This is a genomic window from Pseudomonas sp. NFX15 (assembly GCF_049132105.1).
In the GTDB taxonomy this organism is placed as follows: Bacteria; Pseudomonadota; Gammaproteobacteria; order Pseudomonadales; family Pseudomonadaceae; genus Aquipseudomonas.
The window spans coordinates 34,206-52,938 of record NZ_JAFMPV010000028.1; the positions used below are offsets into that span (position 1 = coordinate 34,206).

Genomic DNA, 18,733 nt, shown 5'->3' on the forward strand with positions numbered 1-18,733 from the left:
GCCATGAACAACATCAATAGGTTATCGCGCCGGGGTTTTCTCAAGGGCAGTGCTGCGTTGGGCGGCGGTTTGCTGGTGGCCTTTGTCATCCCCGGCGCCCACCGTTTCGCGATGGGCGCGCAAAACCCGGGCAACGTGTTCGCGCCGAATGCCTTCCTGCGCATCGGCAACGACAACAGCGTCACGGTGTTGCTCGGCCATTCGGAAATGGGCCAAGGCATCTGGACCGGCCTGACGATGCTGGTCGCCGAAGAGCTGGACGCCGACTGGACGAAAATTCGCGTCGAGCATTCCCCGGCGTCGGCCGCCGATTACGGCATGCCCGGGTTTGGCGGGATGCAGATTACCGGCGGTTCGACCTCGACCTGGATGGAGTTCGACCGCTATCGCCAGGCCGGGGCAGCGGCGCGCTTGATGTTGATCGATGCGGCGGCCAAGCGTTTCAACGTCGCACCGTCCGAAATTCATACCGAATCGGGCGTGGTGATCGCAGGCGAGCATCGCGCCACCTACGGCGAACTGGCCGATGACGCCGGGCAATTGCCACGGCCGGATCCGGCCTCGATCAAGCTCAAGGACGCGAAAGACTGGCGGCTGATCGGTAAACCCACCCAGCGCCTCGACACCCCGGAGAAGATCACCGGCCGGGCGAAATACGGTATGGACGTGCAGTTTGACGGGTTGATGACCGCGATGGTCGCCCGTTCACCGACCTTTGGCGGCAGTGTCAAATCCTTCGAAGGGGCAGAAGCATTGGCGATTCCGGGCGTGCACAAAGTGGTGCAAGTGCCCACGGGTATTGCGGTGATTGCCGACCACTACTGGGCGGCGAAGCTGGGGCGTGATGCGCTGAAAATCGATTGGGATCAGGGGCCGAACGCCGGGCTTGAAAGCCACGCACTGCTGGAGAGTTTCCGCAAACTCGCCGCCACGCCCGGGATGAACGCCGGCCAGGCGGGTGATACCCAGGCTGCACTGGCAAAAGCGGCCAAGACCATTGATGTCGAGTACAGCGTGCCGTACCTGGCCCATGCGCCGATGGAGCCGCTCAATTGCACGGTGAGCATCAGCAAGGACAAGTGTGAAATCTGGACCGGCACCCAATTCCAGACCCTGGACCAAATGGTCGCGGGGAAAATCACCGGGCTCAAGCCGGAACAGGTCGAGATCCATACCGAGTTTCTCGGCGGCGGCTTCGGGCGTCGGGCCAATCCGACCTCGGATTTCGTCAGCGAAGCGGTGTATGTCGCCAAGGCAGCCGGTGCGCCGGTAAAAACCGTGTGGGCGCGGGAGGATGACATCCGTGGCGGCTATTACCGCTCGGCGTTCCTGCACCATGCGCGGATCGGGCTGGGCGCCGACGGCTTGCCGCTGGCCTGGAAGCACGTGTTGGTCGGGCAGTCGATCATGGCCGGGACGTCCCTCGAGGCAAGCATGGTCAAGGACGGCATCGACAAAACCTCCGTCGAAGGCGTGGCGGACAGTCCCTATCTCGAAGGGCTGGCCAATCACCAGATCGAACTGCACTCACCGAAAACCGGGATCAATGTGTTGTGGCTACGCTCGGTCGGGCACAGCCACACCGCGTTCGTCATGGAATCGCTGATCGACGAGATGGCCACGGCGGCGGGCAAGGACCCGGTGGAATACCGGCGCACGTTGCTCAAGGATCATCCGCGTCATCTTGGCGTGCTCAACCTTGCGGTGGAGAAGGCCAACTGGACGGCGCCGCTGCCGGATGGCCATGCCCTGGGCGTAGCAGTGCATGAATCCTTCGGCAGCTATGTGGCGCAGGTGGCCGAGGTGTCCCAGGACAACCTCGTGATCCGCGTGCACCGCGTGGTGTGTGCGGTGGACTGCGGTATAGCGGTCAACCCGCAGAGCGTCGCCGCACAGATGGAGTCGTGCATCACTTTTGGCCTGGGCTTTGCCTTGCACAGCAAGCTGACGATCAAGGACGGGCAAGTGGTGCAGTCCAATTACCACGACTACCAGGTGTTGCGGCTTAACGAGATGCCGGTGGTCGAGGTGCATATCGTGCCCAGCAGCGAAAAACCCGGCGGCATCGGCGAAGCCGGCGTGCCGCCCACGGCGCCGGCGGTGGCCAACGCGGTGTTTGCCCTGACCGGGCAGCGCCTGCGCGAGTTGCCCTTGCAGTTGTCGGGGGTATGAAATGAAACGCCATCATTGGTTGCTGGGGACGGTGGTCCTGGTGTGCCTGGTCGCGTATGCATCGCACCTGTTCGCCGATGACCGCGAAGCGTTGGAGGCGTTCGGCACGGTACAGAAGGTGTTCCAGAGTCCTCGTTGCCAGAACTGCCACATTCCCGGTGATTCGCCGCTGCAATTCGATGCGGGCGTGCCCCATGCGATGAATGTCGTGCGCGGCATGGACGGCAAGGGCTCGGCCGGATTGCCGTGCGCCACTTGTCACGCCGACAACAATCCGCCGGACAGTTACGGCCCGCACGCGCCACCGGGTGCGCCGCACTGGAGCCTGCCGCCGGCCGCGCACCGCATGGCCTGGATCGGCCTGCCCGCCGACCGGCTCTGCGCGATGATCAAGGATCGCTCCAGCAATGGCGATCGGGATTTTACCGCGCTGATCAAGCACGTCAGCGACGACAAGCTGGTGTTGTGGGGCTGGAACCCGGGCGGCAGCCGCGCGCCGGTGCCGGTGCCGCACGATATCTTCGTCACCCAGTTCAAGCGCTGGGCCGATGCGGGCGGACCGTGCCCGGTGTCGGGGAGCTGACCTGTGGCATGCGGTGAGTGTGTAGGAGCGAGCTTGCTCGCGAAGGCATGGGGTCAGGTGGTGATGCTGGCCTCTAAGCCGGCTCCTGCAAGACATTGGGTCAGGAGGACAGACGTTCGGCCAGAAGTGGCAGTATCCGCTCGCACGACCCTTCAATTTTCAAATCAAGCATGTCATCGGCCCGCGTCTTGCCCAAATTGATTGCGATCAATGGCTTGCCCTGATCCACCACCGCGCGGCACAAGCGAAACGCCGAATAGGCCATCAACGACGAACCGACCACCAGCAGCCCGGCCGCCTGCTCGACGGCGGCCATGGCTTTGGCCGCCGTAGCCTGCGCGACGTTTTCACCAAAAAACACCACATCCGGTTTCATCCGTTCCCCGGCGCAATGCGGGCAGTGCGGGACCTGGAAGCGTGCCTCGAAGGCCGGGTCGAGCAGGGTGTCGCCGTCCGGCGCCTGCACCGCGTCGACGCCGGCCAGGTACGGGTTCTGGGCTTCCATCAGGTGTTGGATCGAATCGCGTTCGCTGCGCTGGCCGCAATCCAGGCACAGCACCCGGTGCAAACTGCCGTGGAGTTCGATCACATCGCGGCTGCCGGCCTGATCGTGCAGGGTGTCGACGTTTTGCGTGATCAGCCCGCTGATCTGCCGCATGCCTTGCAGATGCGCCAGGGTGTCATGGGCGACATTCGGCTGCGCCAGGCGCACCCGCGGCCAGCCGAGCATCGCCCGCGCCCAATAGCGACGCCGGGATTGCGGGGCCGAGAGAAATTCCTGATACATCATCGGCTGCCGGCCCCGTCGCACGCCCTGGCTGTCGCGATAATCGGGGATGCCGGAGGGGGTGCTGATGCCGGCGCCGGTCAGCACGGCAAACGGCGCATCGGCCATGAACCCATGGAGGCGCTCGAGTTGGTTACGGGTCTGCCAGTCGAGCATGTCCAACACTCCGCAGGGCACTTCAATGCTTGCAGCGTAGCAGTTGCCCAACACCAATTCGGGGGTTTATTTGCGGGCCTCCAGGATCAGATTGAACGGCGTTTGCGTGGCCCGGCGGAAGTGGCTGAATCCGGCTTCGCTGAACACTTTGCGAAGGCGCGCTTCACCGGCCTGGGCGCCGAGGCCCAGGCCCACTTCCTGGGACAGCGAGTTCGGTGTGCAGATGAAGGTCGAGGCGGCGTAGAACAGGCGCCCGACCGGGTTGATGTTGTCGTCGAGTTGGTCGTTGGCATAAGGCTCGACCAGCAGCACCGTGCCGTCGTCTTTCAGCGATTGATAGGCATGTTTGGCTGCGCCCACCGGGTCGCCCATGTCGTGCAGGCAGTCGAAATAGCAGACCAGGTCGTAGTCGTCGCCGGGGTAGCTTTTCGCCGTGCCCTGGAAGAACCGCGCCCGACCGGACACACCGCCTTCTTCGGCGCGTTGGGTGGCGACGGTGATGGAGGGGGCGTGGTAGTCGAAGCCGACGAAGCGCGAATCCGGGAATGCCTGGGCCATGATTACCGTCGAGGCACCATGGCCGCAGCCGATGTCCGCCACGTTGGCCCCGGCTTGCAGTTTGGCCACCACGCCGTCGAGGGCCGGCAGCCATTCGGCAATCAGATGGGCTTTATAGCCAGGGCGGAAGAAACGTTCGGTGCCGCTGAACATGCACGGATGGTGATCACCCCAGGGCAGGGCACCGTCGCCGCGCATGGCGTTGACCAGTTTGTCCTTGTCGTGGAAAAACGACGCTACCACGCCGATGCCCCCGGCGATGTACACCGGCGAGTCCTCAATGGCCAGGGCCAGCGCTTGCTCTTCGGGCAGGCGGAACTGGCCGTCGCGGTGCTCCATGTAGCCAGAGGCGGCGTGGGCGCTGAGCCATTCGCGCAGCAGGCGGGTGTTGCAGCCGGTTTTTTCGGCGAGGGTTTCGGGGGTAATCGGCTGGCTGTCGGCCATGGCCCGGTACAGGCCAAGCTCTTCGCCGAGGATGACGTTGGCGAGCATCGCCGCGCCGCCCATGTCATTCACCAGTTTGCCCATGAAATCGTTGAGTCTGGCCTCGTCCATCACGTGTGCTCCTTCGATAAGGATCACGGTCCAGAGGCATTGTCTGGCAAGGCATGCGCCGCTGGGCGGTGGTCGTGGGAATGGGCAGGACGCTGAGCCGGTCCTGCGTCCATTAAGTTTAGTCCGGGGGCTGTGTAGTGCGGCCTGACGCGACGAAAGCTACCGATTCCTGATGGACACAGGATCGCCGTCGAAGGCAAAGTCACGGCTTGTCGCATAACTGTAGGAGCTGGCTTGCCAGCGAAGACGGCCGTGCGGGCAACAGGGGTGTTGTGTATGCCAATGTGTCTGGCCCCTATGTCGATACACAGGCATCCATTGCTGACCCCTGACGCACACAGTCCTGATACACCCTTTCGATTAACTGTGTCTCAAGGCGGGCACCAGCTCGCGTCCTTGAACATTGGTGAGATCGACATCATGCAGACATCCATTCCTCCCGTCACCAGGGCCAGCGCAGGGCTTGGCCTGCGTCGCGGTTTACTCAAAGACTTGCAGGCAGCCCCAATTGGTAATTTCGACTTTCTGGAAGTTGCGCCGGAAAACTGGATCGGCATTGGCGGTGCCCACGGAGCGGCGCTGCGGGCATTGGCCGAGCGCTATCCGTTGTCTTGTCACGGCTTGTCCCTGTCCCTCGGCGGGCCGTCGCCGCTGGATGTCGGGTTCTTGCAGGAAGTCCGGGTTTTTCTCGACCACTACAACGTGCCGCTGTACAGCGAGCACTTGAGCTATTGCAGCGATGACGGTCACCTGTACGACCTGTTGCCGTTGCCGTTTACCGAAGAGGCGGTGTACCACGTCGCCGCGCGTATCCGGCAGGCCCAGGACATTCTTGGCCGGCGCCTGGCCGTGGAAAACGTCTCCTACTACGCCGCGCCGCAGCAGGACATGGACGAGGTCACCTTCACCAATGCGGTGTTGCGCGAGGCCGATTGCGATCTGTTGCTGGACGTCAATAACGTGTACGTCAACTCGATCAACCACGGCTTCGATCCGCAGGCGTTTCTCGCCGCTATCGACCCGAACCGTGTGGTGGCCATGCACATCGCCGGGCATTTCGACGAGTCCGATACTTTGAAAATCGACACCCACGGAGCCTCGGTCAAACCGGCGGTGTGGTCGCTGCTGGCCCAGGCCTACGCCCGATTCGGTGCGCAACCGACCTTGCTGGAGCGCGACTTCAACTTTCCGGCATTCGCCGAACTGGTGGCGGAATTGCAGACCATTCGCCGCCTGCAACAGGAGGTTTGAATTGTGAGTACACAGTCGTTGCAACAACAGCAAAGCACCCTGGGCCAGTACCTGCGAGATCCTGAGCACTTTGCGCCACCGGCCGAAATGGACCCTGCCCGGGCGCAGGTGTATCGCGATCTGGTGTTTGCCAATCTGTCGTCGCTGCTCAGCGGCACTTTTCCGGTATTGATCAGGATTTTGGGGGATGAGCAGTGGCGTTCGCTGGTGCGCATCTTCCTGCGGGACTACCGCGCCCGAACGCCGAAATTCGGTGAGATCGCTCAGGAGTTTGTCGAGTTTCTGGCGAGCGGTCCACAGCCGTTGAGCGATGGACCGTGGCCGCCATTCATGGTGGAACTGGCGCATTACGAGTGGGTAGAAATGGCGCTGCAACAGTCCGACGCCGAGCCTTTGGCCGCCGGCGGTGCCGGGTCGTTGCTGGATCGACCCTTACACGTGTCGCCACTGGCCTGGCCGTTGGCGTATGCCTGGCCAGTGCAAAGGCTCGGGCCGGATTACCAGCCTGACGCGGCTGCGGCGCAACCGACATTGTTACTGGTGCGACGTGCGCAAGACTGGAGTGTGAAGTTTTCCGAGCTGAGCCCGTTGGCGTGGCGGCTGTTGCAGCGGATTGGAGAGTTTCCCGAACTGACAGGGCTGGCGCAATTACAAGGGTTAGCGGCGGAGGCGGGGACAGTGGGATCTACTGCGTTTCTGGAGGGCGGTTCGGCGCTATTGCGGCAAATGCAAGAGGAAGGCGTTATCGGAGTGATCTGACCCCACAACCCCCTGTAGGAGCTGGCTTGCCAGCGAAGGCGGCCTTGCAGGCGACAGCGATGTTGAATGTGCCGGCCTCTTCGCTGGCAAGCCAGCTCCTACAATTTCGGGTGTCAACCTCACGCTCCATGAACACCCACAAACCCCTGTAGGAGCTGGCAAGCCAGCTCCTACGGTTTAGCGGTTAGGCCGAAACCTTCTGCCCTGGTAGCTTCAACTCCGCGCACAATCCGCCACCCTCACGATTGCTCAAGGTCAACGAGCCGCCAATCGCGATTGCCAATTGCTGGGCGATTGCCAACCCGAGCCCGGTGCCGCCGGTGCTGCGGTTGCGGGAGTTTTCCACGCGGTAGAACGGTTCCATCACTTGCTTTAGTTCGTCCTCGGCAATCCCCGGGCCGCGATCGAGAATCTTGATCGACAGGTTGCCATCGGTGCGCTTTAGCACCTGCAACTCGGCCGCGCCGGCAAACTTCAAGGCGTTGTCCGTGAGGTTTACCAGTACCCGGCGCAGGGCATGGGGACGGGTGTCGATGACGGCTGCACTCTTGCCGCTCAGTTGTACGTCCTTGCCCATGTCCTGATAGTCGAACACCAGGCTGTCGAGGAAGGAGTCGAGATCGGTGCGGCGGCTCTCTTCGGTGGCACCGTGGACGCTGCGGGCGTAAGCCACGCCTTCGCGGACCAGGTGCTCCATCTCACCGAGGTCGTTCCACAGTTTGTCTTTTTCGGTGGAGTCGTCCATGAACTCGGCGCGCAGTTTCATGCGGGTGATCGGCGTTTGCAGGTCATGGGAGATTGCCGCGAGCAATTGCATGCGCTCCTTCAGATAAGCCGCGATGCGCGCCTGCATCGCGTTGAAGGCCTTGGCCGCGTGGGCGACTTCGGTCGGGCCTTTTTCGTCCAGGAGTACGGGGTGGGCGTTCGGGTCCAGGGTTTCGACGGCACCGGCGAGGCGGGTGAGGGGGCGAATGGCGATTCGCACCGCCAGCCAGCAGCAAACGAGCATCAGCGCCAGTTGCCCGAGCAACACGATGGGCAGCCATGGCGACAACGGCACCATCGCCGGGCGGACGTCGATAGTCAGCGGGCTGCCATCGGCCAGTTTCAGGTGCACCTGAAAATGCTTTTTCGGCCCCGGGATGTCGGTGAAGGTCATCGGGTAATCGTGACCAATGGCGTCCTTGATCGAGGCGATGGCGATGGGCGCATCGGGCATGTCGGTGCGGATCGGCGTGCCCGGCGAACCCTCGTTGAGCAGGTAGCTGTAGTTGTGCCGCTCCAGTTGTTGCAGCCAACTGGCCCGCTCCTCGGCGGGCAGGCGGTCGAGGATGGCAATCGAGGTGGAAACGTCGGTTTCCAGGTTGCCGAGCATGGTGTTTTTCGACGACTCGTAGCGTTCGTAGTACTGCACGCCGAAGGACAATGCCTGGGCGAGGATCAGGCCAATCAGGAAAATCAGCGACAGCCGCGAGGCCAGGGTCCGCGGCCAATGCAACGCCCGCCTCATGATGGATCGCCCAGGATTTCCACCGGTAGCGAGAACACATAACCTTCGCTGCGCACGGTCTTGATGTAGGCCGGTTCGCGGGCGTCATCGAGCAAGCGCTGGCGCAGGCGACTGACCAGCAGGTCGATGGAGCGGTCGAACAGGTCGGCGTCGCGGCCTTGGGTCAGGTTGAGCAGTTGATCGCGGTTGAGCACCCGTTGCGGATGGTCGAGAAACACCCGCAGCAACCGGTACTCGGCACCGCTCAGGGCGACCATGGTGCCATCCTGATCGAGCAGGTGCCGGGCCGAGGTGTCCAGGCGCCAGCGCCCGAAGGCTAGCAGGCGGCCGGCTTCGGTCACCACCAGGTTCGGCGGCAGCATGCGGGTGCGCCGCAGCACGGCATTGATCCGCGCCAGCAGTTCACGGGCAGCGAACGGCTTGACCAGGTAATCGTCGGCGCCCATTTCCAAGCCGAGGATGCGGTCGGTTTCATCGTTGCGGGCGGTGAGCATCAACACCGGCGTGGCCTTGTGTTTGCCTGCACGCAATTCGCGGCAGAGCAGCAGGCCATCGTCCCCCGGCATCATGATGTCCAGCACGATCAGGTCCACCGGGGTGGTTTCAAGGAACGCGCGCATCTGCCGTCCATCCGCCACGACGGTGGTGCGCAAGCCGTTCTTCTTCAGGTAGTTGCCGACCAGCTCGCGGATTTCGCGGTCGTCGTCGACGATGAGGATGTGATCAACGTGATCCATTGGGCCAAACCTCTGAGAAAGGGGAGTTTCCACACAGTCTATCGAGCCGGAGCGGGGTCGCCTGCCGCCCTTTGTATTGCAGTGTATCCGGCCTGCCTGCGGATACACAGGAAGGCAAAAAAAGCCGGTTTTAAGGAGCAATTGTATGGCTGTGTATCCAGACCCTGTTCTGATACGCAGCGATTGATTCGCGCCGATTCCCGACACAGACGAGATACCTCGCAGGCTTTTAATAGGTTCCATCGAGGCAAGCCCAACCGCCTCGGACCCACCAACGATCAGCCTGTTGAAACCATGAGGAACTCGCCATGAACACCAAAGCCGTCTACGCCGCTTGCCTGTTTGCCGCCCTGAACATCTGCACCCTGTCGGCCCGTGCCGAAGCCGATGTTACGCCTCAAACCTACACCTACGGCACTCACCTGGACATCAAGCAGGTGGTGTCGCTGAGCGAAGACGCTGCGCCTTCCTGCGGCGTGGTGAATGCGCGGCTGACCTACCTCGACTCGCAGTCGAAAACCCAGGTGCTGGATTACCGCAAATTCGCCGACCACTGCAACTCGGAAAACTGAGTGTTGCGATTAACCATCGTCCAATCCATTGAAACAGGAAGAACATCATGAACAACGTTTCCCGCTACTTGACCGCCATCGCCTTTTCCGTCGCCGGTGCGGCCGCCCATGCCAACGCCTCGGTCGAGCAAAGCGCCTGCGCCAGCAACACCTGCTTCCAACTGACGCCAGTGGCAGAAAAGGACGCCCAGGGTTTTCTCGCCCAAGACGGCGCCAGCCATACACCGCAGGGCCAGTTGCTGGACGAACAGACTGCTTGAAAACATCCCAACCCATTGTAGGAGCTGGCTTGCCAGCGAAGGCGGTCCAACAGGTGACATCTGTGTTGAACGTGCCGACGTCTTCGCTGGCAAGCCAGCTCCTACAGGGTCTTGCGTCGCTCTCTACATGTGTATCAGGTGATCCCATGTTACTTATCGCCTTCCTGGGCGGCCTCTTGACCGTCCTCAGCCCGTGCATCCTGCCGGTCGTGCCCTTCCTGTTTGCCGGGGCGAACCGCACACGCGCCTCGATCCTGTTGACCCTCGCTGGCATGGTCCTGACCTTTGCCCTGGTCTCCAGCCTGGCCGTGGTCAGCAGCGAGTGGGTGACCCAGGCCAGCAACACCGGCCGCCACGTCGCGCTGGGAGTGATGGTGTTGTTCGCCCTGTCGCTGATCTGCGCCCGGGTTGGCGACTGGCTGGCCTATCCTTTTGTGCTGCTGGGCAATCGCATCGACCCCGGTTCGCGCAAGATGTCCGGGCCGTTGGCGGCGATCATGATCGGCGTCGCCACCGGGCTGCTCTGGGCTCCGTGCGCCGGGCCGATCCTCGGGGTGATCCTTACCAGCGCCATGCTGCAAGGCGCCAACGCCGGTACTAGCCTGTTGCTGGTGGCCTATGGCGCGGGCAGTGCGTTGTCCCTCGGCACCTTGATCTTTGCTGGTCGCGGTCTGGTCAATCGCCTGAAACCATCGATCCCGGTCACTGCCTGGCTGCGTCGCGGCGCCGGGGTGGCAGTGCTGGCCGGTGCTGCGGTGATCGCCACCGGAGCCAACGATCTGCTGTTGGCCAACAGCTCATCGCAAGGCGTCAGCAACGTCGAGAAAGGCGTGCTGCAAACCGTACCGAAAGTCGTCGATTACCTGGTCAGCAAGGTCAAGGCCGACAGCCGCATGGACAACGCCCAAGGCGCCATGCCGTCGCTGGCCGGGGCCGTGGAATGGCTCAATTCGCCCGCGCTGAGCAACGAAGCCTTGAAAGGCAAAGTGGTGCTGGTTGACTTCTGGACATTCGACTGCATCAACTGCAAGCACACCTTGCCGTATGTGAAGGACTGGGCAAAGAAATACGAAAAGGACGGGCTGGTGGTGATCGGCGTGCACACGCCTGAATACGGCTTCGAACGCATCATCGACAACGTCAGGGCCAAGGTGAAGGAGTACGGCATCACCTACCCGGTGGCGATCGATAACAACTACGCGATCTGGCGCAACTTCGACAACCAGTACTGGCCGGCGCACTACCTGATCGATGCCAAGGGGCAGGTGCGGTATACGCACTTTGGCGAGGGGAGTTATGAGGCGCAGGAGAAGATGATTCAGCAGTTGTTAGGGGAGGTGAAGGCCAGTACGCCAGCGGCGTAATCCTTTCGATCAATGGCTCATAGGTCTCGCCTCGTGGGCCTTATTTTTTTTCTCCTGCCCGCGCCGCCATGTCGCTGGCGGCGCGCCGTACTCGCGGCGAAAGGCGCGGCTGAAGGCGGTATCGGTCTGGTAGCCGACCTCTTCGGCGATCCGCGTCAGGGAGCTGTTGCTGCTGCGCAGCAGGTTGGCGGCGAGCAACATGCGCCATTGCGTCAGGTATTGCATGGGCGAGATGCCCACCAGTTGTTGGAAGCGTTCGGCCAATACCGACCGTGAAGTGTTGGCAGTGCGCGCCAGTTCTTCCAGGGTCCAGGCGTGGCAGGGTTTGCTGTGCAAGGCGTTGAGGGCAGCGCCGACGATGCGGTCGCGCACGCCGGCGAGCCAGCCGGTGCGGCCTTCGTCCTGTTCGTTCATGTACAGGCGCAACACTTCGATGAACAACACTTCGGCCAGTTTGGCCAAGACTCCTTCGCCGCCGGGGCGGGGCGAGCGGGCTTCGGCGAGAGCGTAGCGCACCGAGGATTCCAGCCAGATCCCGGCGCTTGAACCGCGGACATTGACCCGCACTACAGGCGGCAAGCCTTTGAGCAACATACCGGCCAGCCGCGTGTCGCAGGCCAGGTAACCGCACACCAGGCGCGTGACCGCGCCACCGCCGCCATGGCTCAGTTGTCGCGGCCGACGCGCCAGCACGGCGTCCAGTCGCGCCCCCGTGACCGGTGGCAGTCCTGGGCGCGAGCACATGCGATGGGCGTCGCCCTGGGCGAAGATCACCACGTCGCCGGCGCTCAGCAGCAGCGGTGGGTCATCGCCCAATTCGACGTAGCACTCGCCCTCGGTGATCAGGTGAAAAATCACGATCCGTTCCGCACCCGGCTCCAGGAACGGCGCGGCGGTGTCAGCCCCGGGCGACTGATAGCACCAAGGCGCGCTGAACCGGGCATTGATGAAGATCGCGCCGACCAGGTGCACCACGCGCAGGGTCTGTGACAGAGCGTCCATAGGGAGGTTCCGTGGGAGGATTGCTGATTGTGAGCGCCTTGGCGCGCCACGTGGAATCTCCGGACGATCGGGCAGGGTTGGGCGACGATCGGACAGGACGCCATCCCTGGTCGGCGCGATAGTGGGTCCTCAGGGTCAATGCCGGCCCTGCTGACCAGAACAAGAAAGAGAGGTTGCCATGCCAAAGTTCGTCATTGAACGTGAGATCCAGGGCGCCGGAGCTCTGTCGGAAAGGGATTTGAAAGCCGCTTCGCTAAAATCCTGCCAAGCGTTGCGTGAATTGCCAGAAGTGCAGTGGCTGCACAGCTATGTCACCGGTGACAAGCTGTACTGCGTGTACATCGCGCCGAGCGCGGCGCAAATCGAGGAACACGCCAGGATCAGTGGCTTTCCCGCCAACCGCATTTCCCAGGTGATGAATGTCATCGATCCGACGACCGCGGAGTAATCGCGGCCGGCCCCGATTCGTGTTTCAACCCAGAGACCGTCTCCATGAGTACACCCATTGATCTGACTGCCTTGAAAAACCGCCAAATGGCCACGTGGGCCAGCGGCGACTACGCCGTGATCGGCACCACCCTGCAAATCGTCGGAGAGCAACTGGCCGAAGCCTGCGACCTGTTGTGCGATGAACGCGTGCTCGACGTGGCCGCCGGCAACGGTAACGCCAGCCTTGCCGCCGCGCGCCGTGGCTGCCAGGTGACGTCCACCGACTACGTCGGCGCCTTGCTCGAACGCGGCGAAGAACGGGCCCGCGCCGAACGCCTGAACATCAACTTCCAGGTCGCCGATGCTGAAGCCTTGCCCTTCGCCGACGGCAGCTTTGATGCCGTACTTTCAACCTTCGGCGTGATGTTCACCCCGGATCAGTCCAAAGCCGCCACGGAACTGGCGCGAGTATGTCGCCCCGGTGGGCGGATCGGCCTGGCCAACTGGACGCCGGAAGGTTTCGTCGGCCAGATGTTCAGGGCCCTCGGCCAGCACCTGCCACCGCCGCCGGGGGCGAGCCCGCCCTCACGTTGGGGCACCGAAGCGTGGCTGCATGAGCATTTCGACGAGCGGCAATTTCTGTTGCAGGTGACCCGTCGCACGTTCAATTTCCGTTATCGCTCGGCGGCGCATTTCATCGACACTTTCCGCGACTGGTACGGGCCGATGCACAAGGCCTTCGCCGCCTTGCCCGCCGATGGCGCCCAGGCCCTGGAGACGGACCTGACTGCATTGATCAACCGGACGAATCGGGCGGGGGAGGCATCGCTGGTGGTGCCCAGTGAATACCTGGAGGTGGTTATCACGCGGCGTTGATCCATAACAATGCATCGCCCCTGTAGGCGCGAGCTTGCTCGCGATAGCGGTCTTCCAGTTGCAGTGAATGTGTCTGATCCACCGCTTTCGCGAGCAGGCTCGCCCCTACAGGGGATAGGAGTTGTCGGTCAGATGACGTCTGCCCCACGCGCCTCCAGCAATTCGCGCAACACCGACCGGTGACAATGCGCTTCCTCCTCGCAATAACAACCTACGGCCAGCGACGTGTGATGGGACAGTGCGGCCAGCAGGTCGAGCATCTGGCTGGCGGCGGGCTGATTCATCTCGGCCTTGAACTTGCGCCGAAAAGCCTCCCAGGCGGGGGCATCCTGCACCGCCCTGGCCTCGGCCACGAGCTGCGTGCTGGGTGACAACAGCGGCACCCAGGCATCGTAAAAATCCCGACGGGCGAACTCCGCTTTCGGCACGCCACGGGGAGGGCGGCGAACCGTGCCCAGGCGCAGTCCTTCGTGCGGGCGGCGGGGCGAGCCGAGCTGGACGATATGCACCGGCATGGTTACTTGGGCCTCGACGTGTCGAACCACTCCAGTGCCGTGCGCCACAAGCAAATGCCCAGGAAGTAGGCCGACATCAACAGCCACAAACCCATCACCAGGGGGTTGATCACCGGATGATTGAGCACCAGCGACAAGCTGCACAGCAACCAGATGGCCGTCACCGCAATGTTGACCGGCATGAACCGGCGCACGCGGAACGGGTGGAGGAATTTCATTCGGGTCACCGTCAGCAGCGCCAGGCCGATGAGGGTCAGGAAGGTGATCCACGGCGACGGGGCGATGATGTACAGGCACAGGGCAACCACGTTCCAGGCCGCGGGAAAACCCTGGAAGTAGTTGTCCTTGCTCTTCATGTTGACGTTGCAGAAGCAGAACAGCGACGACACCAGAATCAGCGACACGCTCAGCAGCAGGGTGTAGTCCGGCAGCGGAATGTAGCGATAGATGAACAGCGCCGGGATGAATACATAGGTCAGGTAATCGATCACCAGGTCGAGGATCGACCCATCGAAACTCGGCAGTACCGACTGCACGTTGACCTTGCGTGCCAGCGCACCGTCGAGGCCGTCGACGATCAGCGCGACACCCAGCCATAGCAGGCAATGGGTCGGCTGGTTATCCAGCAGGGACAGCGTGGCGAGAAACGCGGTGACCACGCCAGTGGCCGTAAAACCATGGGCGCCCCACGCTTTGAGCCTGGCGATGTGTAGGGTTGAGATCACAGGGGCGTTCTCCAGTGAATGAAGCCAGCCAGTTATCACCCCGCGCACGGGGGGCGGTGGCAAACCGGGTCGGTTTGCAGGTATCGACCGGGTATCGGCGAATAAGGTTCACCACCCCTTGAATCTTAGCTGCGCCAGCAAGAAATACCCCGCACAAATCCATCCCGGCGCGCAGGTGTCGGCCCAACGGTGCTGGCACATTCATCTGCGAGGACTATCGTTGCCTGACCGCATAAACGCTTGCAAAGAGGACAGCGTCATGAACACCAGCGATCTGCTCGAACAATTATTGCGCGCCGGCCAGGGCTCGATGGCGCAACAGGGTGGTGGTGGCGCGGCGCCCCAGGGCGGGCTCGGCGACCTGGGTGGATTGCTCGGCGGGTTGTTGGGCGGTGGCGCCGGTGCGGGCGCGAGTGCCGGTGTCGGTGGTGCTGGCGGGTTGGGCGGCTTGCTCGGTGGGTTGCTGGGCGGTGGTTCGCCGATGGGTGGCGCGCCGCAGAGTCGTTCCGGTGGCGGCACCAATTATGCGGCGCTGGCGTCACTGGGCATGATGGCTTTCCAGGCGTACCAGGCGTGGCAACGCAATCAGGCGTCGGCGCCACAGCAGGCACCGCGCACCGTCGATTTGCTGGCCGGCCCGGAAGCTGAAGAGCACAGCCATGCGATCCTGCGGGCATTGATTGCCGCCGCCAAGGCCGATGGGCGGATCGATGCCGCCGAGCAGCAGATGATCAGTACGGAAATCGGCCGTCACACCGATGATCCGCAATTGCAGCAATGGCTGGACGACGAAGTCGCGAAGCCTTTGGACGCTAAAGACGTGGCACAGTCGGCCACCGACCCGGCCATGGCCTCGGAGATGTACCTGGCGAGCGTGATGCTGGTGGACGATCAGCAGGACGCCGAGCGTAATTATCTGGATGAGCTGGCCGCGGCATTGAAGATCGACCCGCAGTTGCAAGTGCACCTGGAACAGCAGGCCAAGGGCACTGCCTGAGGGGTTGCCAGGCGGTATTGCTGGTGGGTTTGCTGGCCCCTTCGCTGGCAAGCCAGCGCCTACAGGGTTTTGGGTGTACGCGCAATTGATGTACGGAAAACCCATTGTAGGAGCTGGCTTGCCAGCGAAGGCGGCGCGTCAGGTGACATCGATGTTGGATGTGTGGATCAACCCGCGTCACAAGCCCGTCTGTCCGGGCATTTTCAAGGCCAATTGAATTATTGCGCCGCTTGCCGGCTCTGCTGAGTTAGGAGACGTTTGCATTCAACGTCCTGGCGCTAGGCAGGTGAGCCATGACCCGCAATCTCGATGACTACAACCGTATGCGTGATTTCTCGGCGACTTCCGAGCCCGCCGCCGACAAGTCCCCGCGCAAAAAAGCAGCCAAGGCCCATGCCCTGCAGTTTTGCATTCAAAAGCATGACGCCTCGCACCTGCATTATGACTTTCGCCTGGAACTCGACGGCGCGCTGAAGAGCTGGGCCGTGCCCAAGGGCCCCTCGCTGGACCCAACCGTCAAGCGCTTGGCCGTGCATGTCGAAGATCACCCGCTGACCTACGCCACCTTCGAAGGCAGCATTCCCGAGGGGCACTATGGTGCGGGCGAGGTGATCGTCTGGGATCGCGGCATCTGGATTCCCCAGGATGACCCGCACAAGGCCTATGCCAAAGGGCGGCTGAAGTTCGAGTTGCAAGGGGAGAAACTCGGTGGCCTGTGGAACCTGGTGCGCACGCACATGCCGGGCAAGCAGGAACAATGGTTCTTGATCAAGCACCAGGACGGCGCCGCCCGTGCGCAGAGCGACTACGACGTGCTCAGCGCCGAGCCCGACAGCGTCCTCAGCGACCGTAGCATTCTCGACAAACCTGCCAAATCGACCCGCAAGTCCAAACCGGTCAGGAAACCCTGCGCCCAGCAAAAATCCTCACCACTGACCGGCGCACGCAAGGCCAAATTGCCGGACGTGCTCAAGCCCGAGTTGGCGACGCTGGTGGAGAAAGTCCCTGACGGCCCCTGGAGCTACGAAATCAAGTTCGACGGCTACCGGATCATGGCCCGCATCGACCACGACGACGTCAAGCTCATCACACGCAACGGCCATGACTGGACCCACAAGTTGCCAGGCCAGGCCAAGGCCCTGGCCGCACTGGGCCTTGAGTCGGCTTGGCTGGACGGTGAAATGGTGGTGGCCGATGAACAAGGCGTGCCGGACTTCCAGGCACTGCAAAACGCCTTCGAGGCGGAGCGCAGCGAGGGCATTCTCTACTACCTGTTCGACCTGCCGTACCTCAACGGCGTGGACTTGCGCGAAGTCCCGGTCGAAGAGCGCCGGACCGCGTTGGCGACCGTGCTCAGGGCCCACGAGCAGCCGCTGCTGCGCTTCTCCGAATCGTTTGGCGAAGAGCCTCACGCCTTGCTTAACAGCGCTTGCCAGATGCGTATGGAAGGCCTGATCGGCAAGCGCCTCGGGTCACCTTATGTTTCCCGGCGCAGCAGCGACTGGATCAAGCTCAAGTGCCAGCATCGGCAAGAGTTTGTGATCGTTGGCTTCACCGATCCTAAAGGCTCGCGGCATGCCTTCGGTGCATTGCTGCTGGGCCTGCATGATCGTGACAGCGGCGAGTTGCGCTATGCCGGCAAGGTCGGCACCGGGTTCACCGAAGCGACCCTGCGCAGCATTCACGAACAGCTCAAGCCGTTGCAGACGAAAAAACCATCCGTGGTCAACCCACCCAGCGGTTCCGAGGTGCGGGATGTGCACTGGCTCAAACCCCAATTGCTGGGCGAAGTGGCCTTCGCCGAAATGACCAAGGACGGCTCAGTACGCCATGCCGTGTTCCATGGCCTGCGCAACGACAAACCGGCAAAAGCCATCACCGAGGAGCGCGCGAAAACCGTGAAGACCTCCACTGCGAAAAAAACTACACCCAAGAAAACCATACCCAAGAAAAGCATGCCCAAGAAAACCGCGCCGGCCCCCTCACAGATCGGCCTTGAGAACGGCAAGGTGCGCATCACTCACCCGGACCGGGTCATCGACCCCGCCAGCGGCACCACCAAACTGCAATTGGCGCAGTATTACGCGAGCGTCGCCGAGTGGATCCTGCCCGAGCTCAAGGACCGCCCGGTGGCGTTGGTGCGTGCGCCGGACGGTATCGGCGGCGAACTGTTCTTCCAGAAAAACGCCGAGCACCTGGCTATTCCCGGCATCACCACGCTGGACAAGCAGTTGACCGGCCAGCCGGTCATGCTCATCAACAACGCAGAAGCGCTGATTGGCGCGGTGCAGATGAGCACCGTGGAACTGCACACCTGGAACGCCACCTCGGACAATCTCGACAAGCCTGACCGCTTTGTCCTCGACCTCGACCCGGACCCGGCGCTGCCGTGGAAACGCATGGTCGAGGCCACGCAACTGACGCTGTCGGTCCTCGATGAGTTGGGGCTCAAGGCGTTTCTGAAAACCAGCGGCGGCAAGGGTATTCACGTGGTCGTGCCGTTGACCCGCAAGCTCGGTTGGGATGAGGTCAAGGACTTCAGCCATGCCATTGTCAGCCACATGGCCAAGCTGCTGCCGGAACGATTTTCCGCGGTGTCGGGGCCGAAGAATCGGGTCGGGCGGATCTTCATCGATTACCTGCGCAACGGTCTCGGCGCGACCACCATTTGCGCGTATGCCGTGCGTACCCGCGAAGGGTTGCCGGTGTCGGTGCCGATCTTTCGCGAGGAGGTTGCCGAACTCAAGGGCGGCAATCAATGGAGCGTGCACAACGTACTTGAGCGGCTGGCTGAGGTGGGGGATGAACCGTGGGCGGACATGTCCAAGACACGGCAAGCGATCACCGCCCAAATGCGTCGGCGGATCGGCATGAAGCAGTCATCGGGAGGGTCCGCAAAGTAACCCTCTGTGGCAAGTTCGCTCG

The 18,733-nt window shown here is 62.5% G+C and carries 18 protein-coding genes; 11 read left to right on the forward strand and 7 right to left on the reverse strand.

The window, feature by feature from the left end:
* The first annotated feature begins 3 nt into the window (after nucleotides 1-3).
* Both J1D76_RS23215 and J1D76_RS23220 read left to right on the forward strand, forming a co-directional pair.
* On the forward strand, nucleotides 4-2,172 hold the full coding sequence (locus tag J1D76_RS23215; RefSeq protein ID WP_421140665.1) for a molybdopterin cofactor-binding domain-containing protein: 2,169 nt from the start codon (nucleotides 4-6) through the stop codon (nucleotides 2,170-2,172).
* Nucleotide 2,173: 1 nt separating this feature from the next.
* Nucleotides 2,174-2,755, forward strand: a complete 582-nt coding sequence (locus J1D76_RS23220; protein ID WP_421140666.1) for a hypothetical protein — start codon at nucleotides 2,174-2,176, stop codon at nucleotides 2,753-2,755.
* A gap of 100 nt (nucleotides 2,756-2,855) precedes the next feature.
* On the opposite strand, the gene J1D76_RS23225 is transcribed toward J1D76_RS23220, so the two are convergent.
* Nucleotides 2,856-3,698 (reverse strand): NAD-dependent protein deacetylase, encoded by an 843-nt coding sequence (locus J1D76_RS23225; protein ID WP_421140667.1) that lies wholly within the window; start codon nucleotides 3,696-3,698, stop codon nucleotides 2,856-2,858.
* A gap of 66 nt (nucleotides 3,699-3,764) precedes the next feature.
* Nucleotides 3,765-4,811, reverse strand: a complete 1,047-nt coding sequence (locus J1D76_RS23230) for a class I SAM-dependent methyltransferase (RefSeq protein WP_421140668.1) — start codon at nucleotides 4,809-4,811, stop codon at nucleotides 3,765-3,767.
* Between the two features lie 420 nt (nucleotides 4,812-5,231).
* Here J1D76_RS23230 and J1D76_RS23235 point away from each other — a divergent pair, with 420 nt between their 5' ends.
* Nucleotides 5,232-6,062: a DUF692 domain-containing protein gene (locus J1D76_RS23235; RefSeq protein WP_421140669.1), complete on the forward strand. Its 831-nt coding sequence runs from the start codon at nucleotides 5,232-5,234 to the stop codon at nucleotides 6,060-6,062.
* A 3-nt stretch (nucleotides 6,063-6,065) separates the two neighbouring features.
* Nucleotides 6,066-6,821 (forward strand): DNA-binding domain-containing protein, encoded by a 756-nt coding sequence (locus J1D76_RS23240; RefSeq protein ID WP_421140670.1) that lies wholly within the window; start codon nucleotides 6,066-6,068, stop codon nucleotides 6,819-6,821.
* 184 nt (nucleotides 6,822-7,005) lie between these two features.
* Here J1D76_RS23240 and J1D76_RS23245 read toward each other — a convergent pair whose 3' ends face one another.
* Nucleotides 7,006-8,331, reverse strand: a complete 1,326-nt coding sequence (locus J1D76_RS23245; protein ID WP_421140671.1) for an ATP-binding protein — start codon at nucleotides 8,329-8,331, stop codon at nucleotides 7,006-7,008.
* Nucleotides 8,328-9,068 (reverse strand): response regulator, encoded by a 741-nt coding sequence (locus tag J1D76_RS23250; RefSeq protein WP_421140672.1) that lies wholly within the window; start codon nucleotides 9,066-9,068, stop codon nucleotides 8,328-8,330. Before J1D76_RS23250 ends, J1D76_RS23245 begins: the two co-directional genes overlap by 4 nt.
* A 308-nt stretch (nucleotides 9,069-9,376) precedes the next feature.
* Between J1D76_RS23250 and J1D76_RS23255 the strand changes: the two genes are divergently transcribed.
* The 3 genes from J1D76_RS23255 (at nucleotide 9,377) to J1D76_RS23265 (ending at nucleotide 11,264) form a co-directional block, all read left to right on the forward strand.
* Nucleotides 9,377-9,640 carry a DUF2790 domain-containing protein gene (locus J1D76_RS23255; protein WP_421140673.1) on the forward strand — a complete coding sequence of 88 codons (264 nt, stop codon included), beginning with the start codon at nucleotides 9,377-9,379 and terminating at the stop codon, nucleotides 9,638-9,640.
* Between the two features lie 47 nt (nucleotides 9,641-9,687).
* Nucleotides 9,688-9,900 carry a hypothetical protein gene (locus tag J1D76_RS23260; RefSeq protein WP_421140674.1) on the forward strand — a complete coding sequence of 71 codons (213 nt, stop codon included), beginning with the start codon at nucleotides 9,688-9,690 and terminating at the stop codon, nucleotides 9,898-9,900.
* A gap of 146 nt (nucleotides 9,901-10,046) precedes the next feature.
* Nucleotides 10,047-11,264 (forward strand): cytochrome c biogenesis protein DipZ, encoded by a 1,218-nt coding sequence (locus tag J1D76_RS23265; protein WP_421140675.1) that lies wholly within the window; start codon nucleotides 10,047-10,049, stop codon nucleotides 11,262-11,264.
* Nucleotides 11,265-11,273: 9 nt separating this feature from the next.
* Here J1D76_RS23265 and J1D76_RS23270 read toward each other — a convergent pair whose 3' ends face one another.
* A complete protein-coding gene (locus J1D76_RS23270; protein WP_421140676.1) occupies nucleotides 11,274-12,266 on the reverse strand; it encodes an AraC family transcriptional regulator in 993 nt (330 codons plus the stop codon).
* A 178-nt stretch (nucleotides 12,267-12,444) separates the two neighbouring features.
* On the opposite strand from J1D76_RS23270, the gene J1D76_RS23275 reads away from it, so the two are divergent.
* Both J1D76_RS23275 and J1D76_RS23280 read left to right on the forward strand, forming a co-directional pair.
* Nucleotides 12,445-12,714 carry a DUF4242 domain-containing protein gene (locus J1D76_RS23275; protein ID WP_421140677.1) on the forward strand — a complete coding sequence of 90 codons (270 nt, stop codon included), beginning with the start codon at nucleotides 12,445-12,447 and terminating at the stop codon, nucleotides 12,712-12,714.
* A 44-nt stretch (nucleotides 12,715-12,758) separates the two neighbouring features.
* A complete protein-coding gene (locus J1D76_RS23280) occupies nucleotides 12,759-13,571 on the forward strand; it encodes a class I SAM-dependent methyltransferase (protein ID WP_421140678.1) in 813 nt (270 codons plus the stop codon).
* Between the two features lie 128 nt (nucleotides 13,572-13,699).
* Here J1D76_RS23280 and J1D76_RS23285 read toward each other — a convergent pair whose 3' ends face one another.
* Entirely contained in the window at nucleotides 13,700-14,086 is a 387-nt protein-coding gene (locus J1D76_RS23285; protein WP_421140679.1) for a DUF488 domain-containing protein, read from the reverse strand.
* 2 nt (nucleotides 14,087-14,088) lie between these two features.
* Nucleotides 14,089-14,811, reverse strand: a complete 723-nt coding sequence (gene pcsA / locus J1D76_RS23290; RefSeq protein ID WP_421140680.1) for a phosphatidylcholine synthase — start codon at nucleotides 14,809-14,811, stop codon at nucleotides 14,089-14,091.
* 259 nt (nucleotides 14,812-15,070) lie between these two features.
* Between pcsA and J1D76_RS23295 the strand changes: the two genes are divergently transcribed.
* Both J1D76_RS23295 and ligD read left to right on the forward strand, forming a co-directional pair.
* Complete coding sequence (locus J1D76_RS23295) at nucleotides 15,071-15,808, forward strand: tellurite resistance TerB family protein (protein ID WP_421140681.1); 738 nt, start codon at nucleotides 15,071-15,073, stop codon at nucleotides 15,806-15,808.
* 293 nt (nucleotides 15,809-16,101) lie between these two features.
* The gene (gene ligD, locus J1D76_RS23300) at nucleotides 16,102-18,711 is read left to right on the forward strand and encodes a DNA ligase D (RefSeq protein ID WP_421140682.1); all 2,610 of its coding nucleotides are present in this window, start codon (nucleotides 16,102-16,104) and stop codon (nucleotides 18,709-18,711) included.
* The last annotated feature ends 22 nt before the right edge of the window (nucleotides 18,712-18,733 follow it).